General features: G+C 73.0%; 12 protein-coding genes. 7 read left to right on the forward strand and 5 right to left on the reverse strand.

What is annotated here, in order from left to right:
* Positions 1–25: 25 nt before the first annotated feature.
* On the forward strand, positions 26–1,390 hold the full coding sequence (locus ACIG87_RS00880) for a glycosyl hydrolase family 18 protein (protein WP_396846888.1): 1,365 nt from the start codon (positions 26–28) through the stop codon (positions 1,388–1,390).
* A 98-nt stretch (positions 1,391–1,488) separates the two neighbouring features.
* On the opposite strand, the gene ACIG87_RS00885 is transcribed toward ACIG87_RS00880, so the two are convergent.
* Together ACIG87_RS00885 and ACIG87_RS00890 are read right to left on the reverse strand one after the other, a co-directional pair.
* Complete coding sequence (locus ACIG87_RS00885) at positions 1,489–3,675, reverse strand: carbohydrate-binding module family 20 domain-containing protein (RefSeq protein ID WP_396846890.1); 2,187 nt, start codon at positions 3,673–3,675, stop codon at positions 1,489–1,491.
* Positions 3,676–4,051: 376 nt separating this feature from the next.
* Positions 4,052–5,569: a pectinesterase family protein gene (locus ACIG87_RS00890; protein ID WP_396846892.1), complete on the reverse strand. Its 1,518-nt coding sequence runs from the start codon at positions 5,567–5,569 to the stop codon at positions 4,052–4,054.
* A 313-nt stretch (positions 5,570–5,882) separates the two neighbouring features.
* Between ACIG87_RS00890 and ACIG87_RS00895 the strand changes: the two genes are divergently transcribed.
* Genes ACIG87_RS00895 through ACIG87_RS00920 form a run of 6 tightly spaced genes read left to right on the forward strand, consistent with a single transcriptional unit; the run spans position 5,883 to position 12,066 of the window.
* Positions 5,883–6,815, forward strand: a complete 933-nt coding sequence (locus tag ACIG87_RS00895) for an STM4015 family protein (protein ID WP_396846894.1) — start codon at positions 5,883–5,885, stop codon at positions 6,813–6,815.
* Between the two features lie 6 nt (positions 6,816–6,821).
* Complete coding sequence (locus ACIG87_RS00900) at positions 6,822–7,772, forward strand: STM4015 family protein (RefSeq protein WP_396846896.1); 951 nt, start codon at positions 6,822–6,824, stop codon at positions 7,770–7,772.
* Between the two features lies 1 nt (position 7,773).
* Positions 7,774–8,952, forward strand: coding sequence for an STM4014 family protein (locus tag ACIG87_RS00905; RefSeq protein ID WP_396846897.1), 1,179 nt, complete (start codon positions 7,774–7,776; stop codon positions 8,950–8,952).
* Entirely contained in the window at positions 8,940–9,743 is an 804-nt protein-coding gene (locus ACIG87_RS00910; protein ID WP_396846899.1) for an STM4013/SEN3800 family hydrolase, read from the forward strand. The genes ACIG87_RS00905 and ACIG87_RS00910 overlap by 13 nt, the downstream gene beginning before the upstream one ends.
* Positions 9,740–11,065, forward strand: a complete 1,326-nt coding sequence (locus tag ACIG87_RS00915) for an STM4012 family radical SAM protein (RefSeq protein ID WP_396846901.1) — start codon at positions 9,740–9,742, stop codon at positions 11,063–11,065. Before ACIG87_RS00910 ends, ACIG87_RS00915 begins: the two co-directional genes overlap by 4 nt.
* Positions 11,062–12,066, forward strand: a complete 1,005-nt coding sequence (locus ACIG87_RS00920; protein WP_396846902.1) for an STM4011 family radical SAM protein — start codon at positions 11,062–11,064, stop codon at positions 12,064–12,066. Before ACIG87_RS00915 ends, ACIG87_RS00920 begins: the two co-directional genes overlap by 4 nt.
* A 96-nt stretch (positions 12,067–12,162) precedes the next feature.
* Here ACIG87_RS00920 and ACIG87_RS00925 read toward each other — a convergent pair whose 3' ends face one another.
* The 3 genes from ACIG87_RS00925 to ACIG87_RS00935 are packed head-to-tail and all read right to left on the reverse strand — an operon-like array spanning position 12,163 to position 16,033.
* On the reverse strand, positions 12,163–13,689 hold the full coding sequence (locus tag ACIG87_RS00925; RefSeq protein WP_396846904.1) for an MFS transporter: 1,527 nt from the start codon (positions 13,687–13,689) through the stop codon (positions 12,163–12,165).
* On the reverse strand, positions 13,686–15,470 hold the full coding sequence (locus ACIG87_RS00930) for an IucA/IucC family protein (protein WP_396846906.1): 1,785 nt from the start codon (positions 15,468–15,470) through the stop codon (positions 13,686–13,688). The genes ACIG87_RS00925 and ACIG87_RS00930 overlap by 4 nt, the downstream gene beginning before the upstream one ends.
* Entirely contained in the window at positions 15,467–16,033 is a 567-nt protein-coding gene (locus ACIG87_RS00935) for a GNAT family N-acetyltransferase (RefSeq protein WP_396847573.1), read from the reverse strand. The genes ACIG87_RS00930 and ACIG87_RS00935 overlap by 4 nt, the downstream gene beginning before the upstream one ends.
* Positions 16,034–16,035 lie beyond the last annotated feature (2 nt).

The raw sequence follows: 16,035 nt of genomic DNA on the forward strand, positions 1-16,035 counted from the left end.
CCCGCCATCGACGAGGAGGTATGTCATGCGACTTCGACCTGGGACGACGGCGCTGCTGACCGGCGCGGTGCTGCTCGCCGCAGCGCTGCCCGCCGCGAACGGATTCGCCGCGCCGACCGCCACCGCCACGGATACCACCCTGGCGGCCTGCTCCGCGCCGGCCTGGACCGAGGGCGTCACCTACCCGGCCGGCACCCGGGTCAGCTACCTCGGCCATCTCTACGAGTCGCTGGTGACCCACACCCCGCCGGCCGGCGCCGGCTGGAACCCGGTCGCCGCACCGGCGCTCTGGCGGGACCTCGGCACCTGCACCGGCACGCCCTCCCCCACCTCCAGCCCCAGCCCGTCGCCGTCACCCACCGCCAGCCCGACCCGTCCACCGACCCCCACGCCCACCGCCACACCCGGCACGACGACACCACCGCCCGACGGCACGACCTGCGCGTTGAAGCCCCGGCCGACCGGCAAGGTGCTCCAGGGCTACTGGGAGAACTGGGACGGCGCGGCCAACGGCGTCCACCCGCCGTTGGGCTGGATCCCGATCACCGACACCCGGATCACCGGGCACGGCTACAACGTGGTCACCGCCGCCTTCCCGGTGATCCGCGCCGACGGCACGGTGCTGTGGGAGGACGGCATGGACGCCACCGTCAAGGTGCCCACCCCGGCCGAGATGTGCCAGGCCAAGGCCGCCGGCCTGACCGTCCTGCTGTCGATCGGCGGCGCCACCGCCGGCATCGACCTAGGCTCGGCCGCCGTCGCCGACCGGTTCGTCGCCACCGTGGTCCCGATTCTGCAGCGGTACCACTTCGACGGCATCGACATCGACATCGAGACCGGGCTCACCGGCAGCGGGGACATCACCCGGCTGTCCACCTCCCAGGCGAACCTGGTCCGCATCATCGACGGGGTACTGGCCCAGATGCCGGCCGGCTTCGGCCTGACCATGGCCCCGGAGACCGCGTACGTGACCGGTGGCAGCGTCACCTACGGCTCGATCTGGGGGGCGTACCTGCCGGTCATCAAGCGGTACGCCGACAACGGGCGGCTCTGGTGGCTGAACATGCAGTACTACAACGGCAGCATGTACGGCTGCGCCGGGGACTCGTACCCCGCCGGAACGGTGCAGGGGTTCACCGCCCAGACCGACTGCCTCAACGCCGGCCTGGTCGTCCAGGGCACCACCATCCGGGTCCCGTACGACAAGCAGGTGCCGGGCCTGCCGGCACAGCCCGGCGCCGGCGGCGGCTACCTCGCCCCGGCCTCGGTGGCCCAGGCGTGGAACACCTACCGGGGCGGCCTGAAGGGCCTGATGACCTGGTCGGTGAACTGGGACGGGTCCAAGGGCTGGACCTTCGGTGACAACGTCCGCACCCTCCAGGGGCGCTGAGCGGCAACTCCGGGAACCTCGGCGGCCCTGGTCGAGGGGCCGGACCGGCACGGTGGCCGACCCCCGGGTGGGGATCGGCCACCGTGGCAGGACCGGCGTCACCGCCAGGTGTCGTTGGCGCTCCAGTTGCCGTCCGACGGGATGGCGGCGCTGCGGTTACCGCCGGACTCCCAGGTCACCGTGCCGTCGGGGTTCTTCTTGAGGTACTTGTACTCGACCGTCGTGTTCGGCGGCAGGTCGACCGTGGCCCGCCACAGCGGGTAGGCGGCCGAGGAGAGCGGCACAGCGTCGGCCGGGCTCCAGGAACCCAGCGCCGCGACGCTGCCCACCAGGTAGACGTTCTGCCCGTAGGAGGTGCTGGCGTTGACGGAGAACGCCGCACCGCCCTGGGTGCCGACCGGGTCGCCCCGGAAGGTGCCGGTCACCGCCGAGGTGCCGTTCGCGGGCGTGGTCACCGTGCGGTTGCTCCCCGACTCCCAGGTCACCGTGCCGGCCGTGGTCTTCTTGAGGAACTTGAACTCCACCGCCGTGGACGCCGGCAGGTCGACCACCGCCCGGTAGGCCCCGCTGCCCTGCGCGGTCAGCCGGACGGCGGCGGCCGGGGCCCACGACCCCAGCGCCGGGATGCTGCCGACCACGTACACGTCCTGGTCGGGGGCGAGGGAGGCGTTGACGGTGAAGGTGGTGGCGACCGTGCCGGCGGGGGCGGTCGGCGTCGGCGTGGGAGACGCGGTGGGCGTGGGGGTCGGCGTGCTGCTGCCGCCCTTCGCGTTGACGTGCAGCGCCACCGCGCCGTTGGCGGGGATCTGCACGGTGGCCCGGCCGGCGGCGACGGTCACCGTCGTGCCGGTGCAGCCGGCCGCGCCGCGCGCCCCGGAGATGACGTCGCAGTACGCGCCGTCGGCCAGGCCGGTGGTGAAGGTGGCGGTGGTGGCGACACCGGAGTCGTTGATCCCGATCCAGGCCCGGTCGCCCCGGTGGAAGCCGATGACGTTGCTGTTGACCGTGGTGAAGTCGGCGACGCTCCTGACCGACTTCGCGGCGTTCGCCCAACCGACCATGCCCTTGATCCCGGTGGACCGGGTCAGGCAGTTCCAGCTGCCGCCGCAGACGGTGTCGGTGACGTAGCCGTTGCCGTCGGCGGGCGGGGACTGGTTGCGGACGGACCAGGAGAAGCTGTCGTAGACCGACGGCTTGCCGTGCGGGTAGGCCAGCGCGAAGTAGTTGGCCAGGGTGTAGTCGGTGCCGTCGCGGTAGGACAGCACCACCCCGTCGCGCTCCAGGTCGTGATTGGTGACCATGGCGAACACGTTGGCGCTGGGCGCGTCGAGGTTCCAGCTCCCGACGTTGGCCAGGTTGGCGATCGAACCCTGGAAGGCCGACTTCAGGCCCTTGGCGTACCCGAAGTCGAGCACGTCGCCGTTGCCGATGAAGGCACGGGCCTTGAGGGCGTCGTTGCCAGCGCCGTCGAAGATCTCCTGGGCGACGTACGGGCGCTTGTTCTCGGCGGTGGTGTTGCGCAGTTTGCCGAGGATCGCCGCGAAGTCGTCCTTCCTGACGTGCTTGACCGCGTCCACCCGGAACCCGTCGACGCCGAGGCCGATCAGGTCGTTGAGGAAGCCGGCGATCCTGGTGCGGACGCTGTCCTTCTCGGTGTACAGGTCGGTCAGGGACAGCAGCTCGCAGCTGGTGACCTGGGCCTCGTTGTTCCAGTCGTTGATCGCACCGGAGGTCGGACAGTTGTCACCCGGACGGTGGAAGTCGCCGGTGCCGTAGGGCACGGCCGGGAAGCTGTAGCCGGGTCCGGAGAAGTCGGTGCCGGCGTACCCGACGACCGACTCGGGGTTGTTCGCACCGGCCATGTGGTTGACCACCGCGTCGACGTACACCCGCACGCCGGCGTCGTGGCAGGTGGTGACCATGTCGGCGAACTGCTGACGGGTGCCGAACCGGCTCTCCAGCCGGTAGGAGACCGGTTGGTACACCTCGTACCAGGGGTGCGCCCCGTCGGCGCTGGTGGGCAGGCTGACCGACTCCTGCGGCGGGGCGACCTGGACCGCGCCGTAACCGGCCGGGCCGAGGTGGTCGGTGCACGCCGAGGCGACGGAGCGCCAGTTCCATTCCCAGAGGTTGGCGGTGACCTCGCTGTCGTTGAGGGCGACGGCGGCGGTCGCGGGAGTGGCGGCCGGCAGCGCGCTCAGCGCGGCGAGGGAGGTGGCGGTGACAGCGAGGGCGAGGAGGCCCCGTCGCAGACGGGTTCCCCGGGGGACGCGGGGTGTGGACATCAGGAGTGGACCTGCTTCCGGGGGTCGAAGAGGCACTGGTGAGTGTGGACGGCTGTCCGGTGAACCAAGACGATGCGGTAAGCCTGAAAACTTTGCAAGACCTTGCGGCATAGTTTCCGACATCTGCCCGCAACACCCCTTCCACTGACGCAGCCCCGCAGCTCACCCGACCGCACCTTCTTGACGCCCACCAGTAGGCCGCCATACAGTCCTGCAAAACATTGCAGAGGATTACATCGATGACTCGCTGATCGCCGCCGCCCCAGCGCCGCCGGGTCGGCCCGGGGCCGCACGCGAACGGGGTCCGGGCTCGACCCTGGGTCGAGCCCGGACCCCGCGCCCTGGTCGACCGGGACACCCGGCCGACCAGGTCAGGTCACATCGGGTTCCAGCCGTCGGTGCCCGCCAGGTAGCGCTGCGGGGTGTAGGTGGCTGCCTGGGCGTCACTGAGCTGGGGACGATTGCTGTTCGTACCGGCGCCGGCACCGGTGTTGCGGTACTCGCGGAACCGCGCGTTCTGCCACACGTTGCCGGACATGTCGGTCCAGGGCTGAGCGGTCTTGATGGTCGCGCTGAGCGTGCACTCGCGGTACAGGACCTGGGCGTCCGGGCCCCACGGGCGGCCGAGCTGGGTGGCGTTGTTGGTCGCTCCGGTGATCGTCGAGCGGTAGAACAGCATCCCGTACGTCTTGCTGGCCGGGGTTCGGGCGGCCGTGATCGGTGCGCCCGTCGACCGCTTCTCGTAGATCGAGCTGCTGTCGAAGACGATGGTGCCGCCGCCGAAGATGAAGTCGACGGTGCCCTCCACGTAGGAGTTGACCACGTACCCCCGGGTCTTGTCGTTGACCAGGAAGGTGTCCTGGTCGCCGAGGAGCCGGACGTTGCGCAGCACCGCCCGGTCCGCGTTCAGGTGCAGCGCGACCGCCTGCTGGTCGACCGTGGACGAGCTCTCGGTGTAGTCGTTGGAGATGGTGAGGTTCTCGGCGACGAAGTTCGCGCCGTCGACGAACATGCTCGCGCTGTTGAAGGTGCCGTAGGTGGTGCCGTCCGGCTTCACGGTGCCGGCGGAGTTGTTGTAGACGAGCACGACGTTCGCCGGTGCGCTGCCCAGGCCGCGCAGGGTGATGTTGGGCTTGTTCGAGGGCACCCGGACGACCTGGCGGTAGGTGCCGGCCTTGATGGTGATGGTGACCCGGCTGCCGTTGTTCGCCGGCACGGCGTCGATGGCGGCCTGGACCGTGCGGTATGTGCCGGTGCCGTCCGCCGCGACCGTCGGCGTCCCGGTGGTCGGCGGCGGGGTGGTGGTCGGCGGTGGCGTCGTGGGCGGCGCGGTGGTCGGCGGCGCGGTCGTCGGCGGCGCGGTCGTCGGCGGCGCGGTCGTCGGCGGCGCGGTCGTCGGCGGCGCGGTCGTCGGCGGCGCGGTCGTCGGCGGCGCGGTGGTGGGCGGCGCGGTGGTGGGCGGGGCGGTGGTGGGGGTGGTCGAGCCGGTGCAGGTGGTGCCGTTGAGCGTGAAGCTGGTGGGGTTGGGGTTGCTGCCGGTCCAGGTGCCGTTGAAGCCGACGTCGACGCTGCCGTTGGTGCCGATGTTGGCGTTGTAGTCGAGGTTGGTGGCGATGACGTTGCCACTGGCCGGGCTGGCGGTGAAGCCCCAGGCGCTGGTGATGCTCTGCCCGGCGGGGAAGGTCCAGCCGAGCCGCCAGCCGTTGACGGCGTCACCCAGGTTCTTGATGTTGATGGCGGCGGTGAAGCCACCGGCCCACTGGGAGCTGACCTGGTAGGTGACCTGACAGCCGGCGGCGGCCTGGGCCGAGACGGCGGTGACGACACCGGCGACGAGGGTGGTGGTGACGGCGGTGGCGACGATCGTCGCCACCCGTCGGGTGCGGCTATTCACGGGTTGCTCTCCCCAGGTGTTCGCAGACGGTTCCAGGCATGACGAATCAGCACGGAGGCCGTGGGAGCGCTGGCATGAGACTGACACACATCGATCGCTGTGTACAGCGCGGCCCCCCGGACGGCGGCCGGTCGACACCGGGTCCGGACCGGGTCGAGGAGGCATCGCGGCGGCGGGCGGGGGCGCGCGACCTGGTGACCACGGCTCTCCGCGCCGAGCGGCACCGGGTGTCACCCGCCCCGGCACTGATCATCTTGTCGGGTGGGCCTGTTACGGTCGCGCCGCCGTTGCACCAGTCAAGCCGGAGGTAGGCATGATCCGTTCGCACCTGTCGTCGTTCGCCGGAATGCCGGTGGTCCCCTTCACCTCGGGGATGACCCTGCCCGACGATCCGTCGGCCGTTGCCTGGCGGCTGGAGGTCGAGGACTTCGAGGCCCCTCCGGAGGAGTTCGCCGGCCTGGTCACCGCGCTGCGGGCGGAGGTGCCCGGCGACGCGGTCCGGGCGCTGGTGATCGGCGAGTGGGGTTCGGCGTACGAGTGTGGCCCACCGGTCGGCCTGCTGGCCGACGCGGCGAAGGAGTGGACCGGCCTGCGGGCGGTGTTCCTGGCCGACTTGGTCAGCGAGCAGTGTGAGATCTCCTGGATCAACCACGACGACCTCACCCCGCTGCTGACCGCCTACCCGCAGTTGGAGGTGCTGTGGGTACGCGGGGCCACCGAGCTGAGCCTGACCCCGGTGCGGCACACCGGGCTGCGGGAGTTGGGCTTCCAGACCGGCGGGCTGCCCGGTGCGGTGACCCGCGCGGTGGGCGACTGTGACCTGCCCGCGCTGCGCCGGCTCGACCTGTGGCTGGGTCGGCAGGACTACGGCGGGGACACCGGCGTCGACGACCTGGCCGCGATCCTGGCCGGTGACCGGCTGCCGGCGCTGCGGCACCTGGCGGTCTGCAACGCAGAGTTCGCCGACCACGTCGCGCGGGCGGTGGCCACCGCCCCGGTGGTCTCCCGGCTGGAGGTCCTCGACCTGTCGATGGGGGTACTGACCGACCCCGGCGCCGAGGCGCTGCTGGCCGGGCAGCCGCTGACCCACCTGCGCCGCCTCGACCTGCATCACCACTTCCTCTCCGCCGAGGTCCAGCAACGGCTGCGGGCGGCGCTGCCCGGCGTCGAGGTCGACCTCGACGACCCGCAGACCCCCGACGAGTACGGCGGCCGGACCTACCGCTTCACCGCGGTCGGGGAGTGACCGACGATGACGTTCGGTTCCCACGCGGAGACGTTCGCCGGGCGGCCGGTGGTCCAGGTCCCGGCCGACGGGCCACTGCCCGTCGTGGCCGGCCCGGTGTGCTGGCGGATCGCCGACTGGCACTTCGACGAAGGCAGCCAGAAGGTCGCCCTGTCGGAGCAGTTCCGGGAGCGGCTCGACCGGTTCGTCGACCAGGCCGGTGACCGGGTCGAGGCGCTGGTCGTCGGTGCCTGGGGGTACGCGGCGTTCCACCAGGCCCCGATCGCCCAGCTCTGCGCGGCGGCCCCCCGGCTGCCCCGGCTGCGGGCCCTCTTCCTCGGGGACATGACCGTCGAGGAGTGCGAGGTCTCCTGGATGCGGGTCGGCGACGTCAGCCCGTTGCTGACGGCGTACCCGGAGTTGGAGGTGCTGCGGGTACGCGGCGGCGAGGACTTCACCTTCTCCCCGGTGCGCCACGACCGGCTGCGGACGCTGTCCGTGCAGAGCGGCGGGCTGTCCCGGGAGTTCGTCGGCGCGGTGCTCGACTCGGAGCTGCCCGCGCTGACCCACCTGGACCTGTGGCTCGGCACCGACGACTACGGGGGCGACACCGCCGTTTCCGACCTGGACGCGCTGCTGGCCGGGAAGCTCTTCCCCGCGCTGCGCCGGCTCGGGCTGCGCAACGCCGAGATCGCCGACGACCTCGCCGCGGCGCTCGCCACGGCACCGGTGGTGCGGCGGCTGGAGCGGCTCGACCTGTCGCTGGGCACCCTCAGCGACGAGGGGCTCGCCGCGCTGCTCGCCGGCCAGTCGCTGACCCACCTGACCACCCTGGACCTGCACCACCACTTCCTGTCCGAGGAGGCGGTGGCCCGGGTCACCGCCGCACTGCCCGGTGTCGAGGTGGACGTCTCGGAGCCACAGGAGGCGGACGAGGACGACGGCGAGATCTACCGCTACACGGCGGTGTCGGAGTGACATGCGACTGACCGTGGTCGGCAACCCCGACAACCGGCGGGTAATGCTGTTCCGGCGGGCCGTCCGCGACGCGGGGTTGCCCGACCCGGCAGTGCTGCCCTGGGCGCAGGTGCTCACCGGGGCGGCCCCGCCGGCAGGCGACGCCCTGGTCCGGGTGGACTCCCCCGGCGAGGATCCAGAGGTGGACCGGCTGCTGCGTGGGGCGGCCATCCCGGCCCGGCACGGTGAGCTGGTCGGCCTGGCCGACACGTACACCGGGCTGGTGGCCGGGATGGGCCGGGTGGCCGCAGGTGGCGCGACGCTGCTCAACCACCCCGACGACGTCGCGGCGCTGTGCGACAAGCGACGCTGCCACGCGCTGCTGTCGGCGGCCGGGGTGCCGGTGCCGGCGGCGCTGCCCCCGGTGGGCGACTATCCGCAGCTACGGGCGGCGATGGCGGCGGCCGGGTGGCACCGGGTGTTCGTCAAGCCGGCGCACGGCTCGTCGGCGGCCGGGGTGATCGCGCTCGCGGTCGGCCCGCGCCGGGTGCAGGCGGTCACCACGATCGAGACCACCCCGGACGGGCTGTTCAACTCGCTGCGGCTGCGCCGCTACGACGACGAGGCGACGGTCGCGGCACTGGTCGACCGGCTCGCCCCGGAAGGGTTGCACGTGGAGCGGTGGCTGCCCAAGGCCGGGCTGGCCGACCGGGTGGTCGACCTGCGGGTGGTGGTGGTCGCCGGCCGGCCCAGCCACGCCGTGGTCCGGGCCGCCCGGGGTCCGTTGACCAATCTGCACCTCGGCAACGCCCGAGGTGACCTGGGCGCACTGCGTACGGCGGCCGGGCCGGCGGCCTGGTCGGCGGCGATGGAGACCTGTGAGCGGGCGGCGGCGTGCTTCCCCCGGTCGCTGCACGTCGGGGTGGACCTGATGTTCCTGGTGGGCTGGCGTCGACACGCGGTGGCCGAGGTCAACGCGTTCGGCGACCTGCTGCCCGGGGTGCTGGCCGACGGCCGGGACACCTACGCCGAGCAGGTGCACGCGCTGACCAGCGGCCGGTGGGACCGGTGGCGGGCCACGGCGGCGGCGTTGCCGACACCGGCCGCCCCGAGCCGGTGCGGCCCGGCGGCGGGTCAGCCGCACGCCGCGCCCGGCAGGCCGGCGGCGACGCAACGGGAGGCGGTCGGATGCGCACCCTGATCGGCGGTCACGACATCTGCCTGGTCACCCTGGACACGTTGCGCTTCGACGTGGCCGCCGAGCTGGCCGGGGCGGGGCGGACCCCCCGGCTGACCCGGGTGCTGCCCGGCGGGCGCTGGGAGCAGCGGCACTCCCCCGCCAGCTTCACCTACGCCGCCCATCACGCATTCTTCGCCGGGTTCCTGCCCACCCCGGTCGGGCCGGGCCGGCACGAACGGCTGTACGCGGCGGCGTTCCCCGGCAGCGAGACCGCCGGTGGGGACACCTGGGTCTTCGACGCTCCCGACCTGCCCACCGCCCTGGCCGGGGCCGGCTACCACACGCTCTGCCTGGGCGGGGTGGGCTTCTTCAACCAGCGCAGCCCGCTCGGCGCGGTGCTGCCCGGCCTGTTCGCCGAGGCGCACTGGGAACCGGAGTTCGGGGTCACCTCCCCCACCTGCCTGGACGCGCAGCTCGACCGGCTGGCCGAGGTGCTGCCCGGCGTCCCGGCCGACCGGCCGTTGTTCACCTTCCTCAACGTCGCCGCCCTGCACCAGCCCAACCGGCACCACCTGCCCGGCGCGGAGACCGACAGCCGGGACAGCCACGCCGCCGCCCTGGAGTACGTCGACTCCCGCGTCGACCGACTGTTCGCCCTGCTCACCGGGCGAGGGCGACCGGTGTTCACGATCATCTGCTCCGACCACGGCACGGCGTACGGCGAGGACGGCCACACCGGCCACCGGATCGGCCACGACGTCGTGTGGACCGTCCCGTACGCCCACTTCACACTGCGACCGGGGGAATGGTGACCAGCACCGACACGGGCCTCGACGGCTCGCCGTACCAGCAGTACCTCTACGCCTATCCGCACAAGACCTCGTACCGGGCGCTGCGGCCCCGGCCGCTGCTGGCCGACGTGTGGCGGGCCGAGGCCCGCGACGCGCTCTTCCTCTACGTGCACCTGCCGTTCTGCGAGATGCGCTGCGGCTTCTGCAACCTGTTCACCCGGGCCAACGCGCCGCAGGAGCAGGTCACGGCCTACCTGCGGCAGCTGCGCCGGCAGGCCGAACGGGTCGCCGACGCGCTCGGCGACGACGCCCGCTACGCCCGGGTGGCGTTGGGCGGGGGCACCCCCACCTATCTGACCGCCGACGAGCTGACCGAGCTGTTCGACATCGTCACCCGCGTCTCGGGGGCCCGGCTGCCGGGCGTACCGCTGTCGGTGGAGACCTCGCCGGCCACCGCGACGCCGGACCGGCTCGCGGTGCTGGCGGCGCACGGCGTCAGCCGGGTGAGCATCGGGGTGCAGAGCTTCCTGGACGTCGAGGCGCGGGCCGCCGGCCGGCCGCAGCGGCGCACGGAGGTGGAGGCGGCGCTCGGCGCGATCCGCGACGCGGCGGTCCCGGTGCTCAACATCGACCTGATCTACGGCATCGACGGGCAGACCGCCGCGACCTGGCAGGAGAGCCTGGACGCGGCGCTGGCCTGGCGGCCGGAGGAGCTGTACCTGTATCCGCTCTACGTGCGGCCGTTGACCGGGCTGGGCCGGCGGGCGCACGGCCGCGCCGACTGGGACGCCCAGCGGCTGGCCCTCTATCAGCAGGCGGTGCGGACCCTCGGCGCGGCCGGCTACCGGCAGGAGTCGATGCGGCAGTTCCGCCGCGCGGACGTGCCGGCCCCGGACGGGCCGGACTACTGCTGCCAGGACGACGGCATGGTGGGGCTGGGCTGCGGGGCACGGTCCTACACCACCGCGCTGCACTACTCGTTCGACTACGCGGTCGGGGTGTCGCAGGTCCGGGCGGTGCTGGCGGACTACCTGGCCCGCCCGGCCGACGACTTCCGGTACGCCGAGTTCGGCTTCGCCCTCGACGGCACCGAGCAGCGCCGCCGTTGGCTGCTCAAGTCGCTGCTGCGCGCCGAGGGGGTCGACGCGTCGGCCTACGCCGCCCGGTTCGGCCGGCCGCCGGGCGCGGACTTTCCCGAGCTGGGGCAGCTGGCCGACCGGGGCTGGGCCGACGCCGACGGGCTGCGGCTGACCCCGGCCGGGTTGGCCCGTTCCGACGCGATCGGCCCGTGGCTGACCTCCGCCCGGGTCCACCAGGCGATGACCGGGTACGTGCCCCGGTGAACGGCCGACCCGGCACACCGCTGCCGCTGCACCCCGCCCCGCCCCGCACACCGCTGCCGGCACGGCCCGGCCCGTCCGGCACGCCGCAGCCGGTGTGTTCCGGCGACCGGTGTGCCGACGCCGGGGCGGAGCTGGCGGTGCTCTACCGGGGGCCGCTGGCGAGCTGCAACTACGACTGCCCGTACTGCCCGTTCGCCAAGCGGGTCGACCCGCCGGAGGTGCTGCGCGCGGACCGGACCGCGCTGGCCCGGTTCGCCGACTGGGTGGCGGCGACCACCGACGTCCGGCTGTCGGTGCTGTTCACCCCGTGGGGCGAGGGGCTGACCCGCAGCTGGTACCGCGACGCCATGGTGTCGCTGTCCCACCTGCCGCACGTCGGGCGGGTGGTGATCCAGACCAACCTGGCCGCCCGGCTGGACTGGCTGGCCGACGCCGACCGGGCGACGGCGGCGCTGTGGACGACGTACCACCCGGGGCAGGTCACCCGGGACCGGTTCCTCGCCCGCTGCGCCCGGCTGTCCGAGCTGGGCATCCGGTACTCGGTCGGGGTGGTCGGCCTGCCCGCGCACCTCGACGAGGCACGGGCGCTGCGCGCCGCACTGCCCGAGGAGGTGTACCTGTGGGTGAACGCCGCCGACGGCCACCACTACACCGCCGACGAGGAGGCGACCTGGACGGTGCTGGACCCGCTGTTCGGCTGGAGCGTCCGCCCGCACCCGTCGCTGGGTCGCCCCTGCCACGCCGGGGAGACGGCGATCTCCGTGCTCGGTGACGGCACGGTGCGCCGCTGCCACTTCCGGCCCACCCCGATCGGCAACCTCTACGACGGGTCGTGGCGGGCCGCCCTCACGCCCCGGGCGTGCGACGCCGTCGCGTGTGACTGCCACATCGGTTACGTCCACCTGAAGCCGCTGGGGTTGCGCGACGTCTTCGCCGGCGGGGTGCTGGAACGGACTCCGGCGGCCTGGCCGGCGGGGAGCCCGTCCGGTCCCGGTCGCTGAGGCGGGCCGGGCCGTCCAGCGCTGGCATGCCCTCAGTACGATCGTCGATCGGCTGCCCGCGCGGGATGTTCGGCGTTCCACGCGGGCGGCACCGCACTATCGTCGTCCGTCACCGTGCCCGGCGCGCTCCGCGCGGCGCAGCAGCCCGGCGGCGAGCAGCCCACCGGCGAGGACCGCCACCGCACCGGCGGTCTGCCCGGTGACCAGCGCGGATTCGAACGCGTCGGTGACCCGGGCGCGTTCGGTGTCGCCTCCGGCGAGGGCCAGCGCCGCGGGGTACGAGCCCGCGCCGGCCACCGCGATCGGCGCGAGCGCGGCGAACCGGGCGTTGAGCACCGCCCCGAGCACGGCGATGCCGAGGCTGCCCCCCACCTCGGCCATGGTGCCGTCGATCCCGGCGCCGACACCCGCCTTCGATGGTGGGATCGCGCCCATCACCGCCTCGACGATGGCCGGGTTGGCCAGGGCGCAGCCGAAGCCCATCACCAGCAGCCCGGTCAGCAGCACGCCGTAGCCGTCGGAGCGGACGTGGGTGATCAGGGTGAGGCCGGCGGAGAGCAGCACCATGCCCAGGGCGATGGCCCCGGGCACCCCGAGTCGGCGGATCAGCCGGGTCGCGACCCCGCCCAGGTTGAGCAGCACGATGGACAGCGCGAACGGCACCATCCGCAGCCCCGCCTCCCAGGCCGGGTAGCCACGGACGAACTGGAGGTGCTGGGTGAGCAGGAACAACGCGCCGGTGGAGCCGAAGGTGATCAGGACGACCCCGGTGACCGCACCGACGAACCGACGGTCGGTGAAGAAGTGCATGTCGAGCATGGGGGCGGCGATCCGCCGTTCCCAGCCGACGAAGACCGCCAGCAGCAGCACTCCGACGCAGGCTGCGCCGAGCACGGCGGGCGAGGTCCAGCCGCGCTCGGGACCGTCGATGATGGCCCAGACCACGCCGGTGAGGCCGGCGGTGGACAGCAGCACCCCGCCGACGTCGGGTCGCCCGCCTACCGGGTCGCGGGACTCCGGCACCAGCGCCCGGGTGGCCACCAGGCAGACCAGCACGATGGGCACGTTGACCAGGAAGATCGCACCCCAGGGCAGGTGGGCGAGGATGATGCCGCCGATCGGCGGGCCGGCGGCGTACCCGAGAGCGCTGGTGGCCGCCCAGATGCCGATCGCCCGGGACCGCTCGGCGCCGTCGAAGACCTGCATGGCGACGGCGAGGGTGGCGGTGACCAGCAGCGCCCCGCCGACGCCCATGCCGGCGCGGGCGGCGATCAGCTGGTCGCCGGAGCGGGCCAGGCCGGCGGCCAGCGAGCCGACGCCGAACAGGATCAGGCCGGCGACGAGCATCCGGCGGCGGCCGTAGCGGTCGGCCGCGCTGCCGGCGGTGAGCAGCAACCCGCACTGCACCAGCGCGTACGCGTTGATCATCCACTGGATGTCGGTGGTGCTGGCGTCCAGTTCGGTGGTGAGCACCGGCACCGCCACGGTGAGCACGGTGTTGTCGAGCACCACTGTCAACTGGGCGAGGCAGAGCACCGCCAGGATCAGCCAGCGCGACCGCAGCGGGGCAGCCGGGGCGGTGGCGATGGGCCGGGCGGGGGCCAGCCCGTCGGTGGTGCTCATCGCGGCGGGGCGAAACGGGCCAGCGGGTTGGTCAGGGTGCCGGCGAACTGGAGCGCCGCCGACGGGTCGGCGAGGTCGACCATCTGCTGGTTGTTGCGCAGTTGCAGCCGGTTGAGGCAGGACAGGGTGAACTCCCCGGCGAACAGGTCGTGCCGGCGCAGCCGGTCGGCCAGGTGCGGGACACCGGCGGCGTAGTCGGTCGCGCAGGCGGCGACGGTACGCCAGAAGTCGTCCTCGTCGAGCACGTCCTCGGCGGCCAGCACGGCGTTGAGGTGGCGGAAGAAGCAGTCGAAGACGTCGGTGAAGATGGTCAGCAGTTGCTCGTCCTCGGGAATGGCGGCGCGGACCCGCTGCACCGGCGGCGGCAGGTCGACGTCGGGGTCCATCACCACGATCTCCTCGGCGATGTCCTTGAAGATCACCCGCTCGACCACGCCGTCGTGCAGCACCAGGATGACGTTCTCGCCGTGCGGCATGAAGGCCAGCCGGTGGGCGTAGAAGCTGTGCAGCAGCGGCACCAGGTAGGCGTCGAGGTAGCGGCGCAGCCACTCCTGCGGGGGCAGGCCGGACTCGGCGATCAGGGCGGCGGCGAGGGACCGCCCGTCGCGGTCGGTGTGCAGCAGGGCGGCCATGGTGGCCAGCCGCCGGCCGGGGGCCAGGCCGGGGACCGGGCTCTCCCGCCACAGCGCGGCCAGCATCTTGCGGTACGGCGAGTAACGGTCGGTCGCCGCCTCGTACTGCGGGTGGCGGTAGCCGACGGCAGCCCGTTCCCGGATGATCGTCAGTCCGGTGCCGGCGAGCACCGGGTCGGCGGCGACCAGGTCGACGAGCCAGTCGTTGATCGCCGGGGTGGCCTCCATGTAGGCGGCCGACAGGCCCCGCAGGAAGCCCATGTTCAGCACGGACAGGGCGGTCTTGACGTAGTGCCGGTGCGGGCTGGTGACGTTGAAGAAGGTCCGGATGGACTGCTGCGCCAGGTACTCGTCCGGCGCCTCACCGAGGCAGACCAGGCGCTGCCGGGCCACCTCACCGGCGAAGGTGACCGCGAGCCGGTTCCACCACTGCCAGGGGTGCACCGGGATGAGCAGGTAGTCGTCCGGGTCGACACCGGCGTCGGTCAGGGTGGCGGCGAACCGGGCCAGGGTGTCCGGGCCGAGTTCGGTGCGCAGCAGGGTGGGATAGTCGAGGTCGGCGGCGCTGCTGAAGGTGGCGTGGTCGCGGTGCGCGGCGAGCCAGACCAGCCGGACCGGTCGACCGACCTCGGGGGCGTACACGTGGTATTCGTGCACGCCGAACCCGATCCGGCCGTTGTTGGCCACGAAGCACGGATGCCCCTCGGTCATGCCGGTCTCGATCGCCTGGAAGTCGGCGCGGGCCAGCTCGGCCGCGCCCACCGCCGGCCGGGCCAGCTTGTACGCGGTGCCGGCCAGGGTGGAGGTGATCTCCTCCAGGTAGACCGGGAGCACCTGGTCGCTGAGGCCGAGCGCGCCGCGCAGTTCGAGGCAGAGGTCGACGGCGTCGGGTGGCAGTTCCTCGTCGCCGCGCCGCCGGGTGATGCTGTCGGGGTCGATCCGCCAGTGGTCGAGGGCGAACCGGCGGGCGGTGAAGCGGTAGTCCACCGTGCCGTCGTCGGTGCGCACGACCCACTGCCCGTCGCCGGTGGGCGTGGGCGCGACCAGGCGTTCGTGGGCGAACTCGGCCAGCGCCTTGCCGACCAGCAGCCGGTTGGCGTGGGCCCAGGTGGCGGGGGTCAGGTGGGCCACGGATGCGGCGGGGTTCACGCGGGTACGTCTCCTCGGGTGGCGGCCAGGAACTGGTCGCGGGTGCAGACGCTGAGCAGGGCGTCCTTCTCCGGCTTGCGGATCGGGCCGACGACGGTGAACCCGACGGCAGCGTTGAGGGTGTGCACGGCGGTGTTGCGCACGTCGGGTTCGACCACCACGCGCCGGGTCGCCGGATCGGCGAAGAGCCAGTCCAGGACGGTGGTGATGACGGCCCGGGTGAAGCCGTGCACCGGCTGGTCGGTGGGCGCGCACAGGAAGTGCATGCCGACATCGCCGTCGACCGGCGGGTAGAGGCCGACGAGTTCGGCCCTGGCCGGGTCGTAGCGTTCGGCGAGGAAGGCCGGCTGGCCGCGCCAGAGCCCGAGGTACGCGTCGTGGTGCGGGTGCTCGGCGATCCGGCGGTACTCCCGGGCGACCCCGGCGACGTCGGCGTCCTGCATCAGCCAGAACGCCGACCTCGGGTGGGTCACCCAGCCGTGCAGCAGTTCGGCGTCGGCCTCCGGGTCGAGGGTGCGCAGCGCGAACTCGCCGAGCCCCGGGGCGTGCCGACGGTGCACGATGT

It is taken from the genome of Micromonospora sp. NPDC051925 (assembly GCF_044548625.1).
Lineage (GTDB): Bacteria > Actinomycetota > Actinomycetes > Mycobacteriales > Micromonosporaceae > Micromonospora.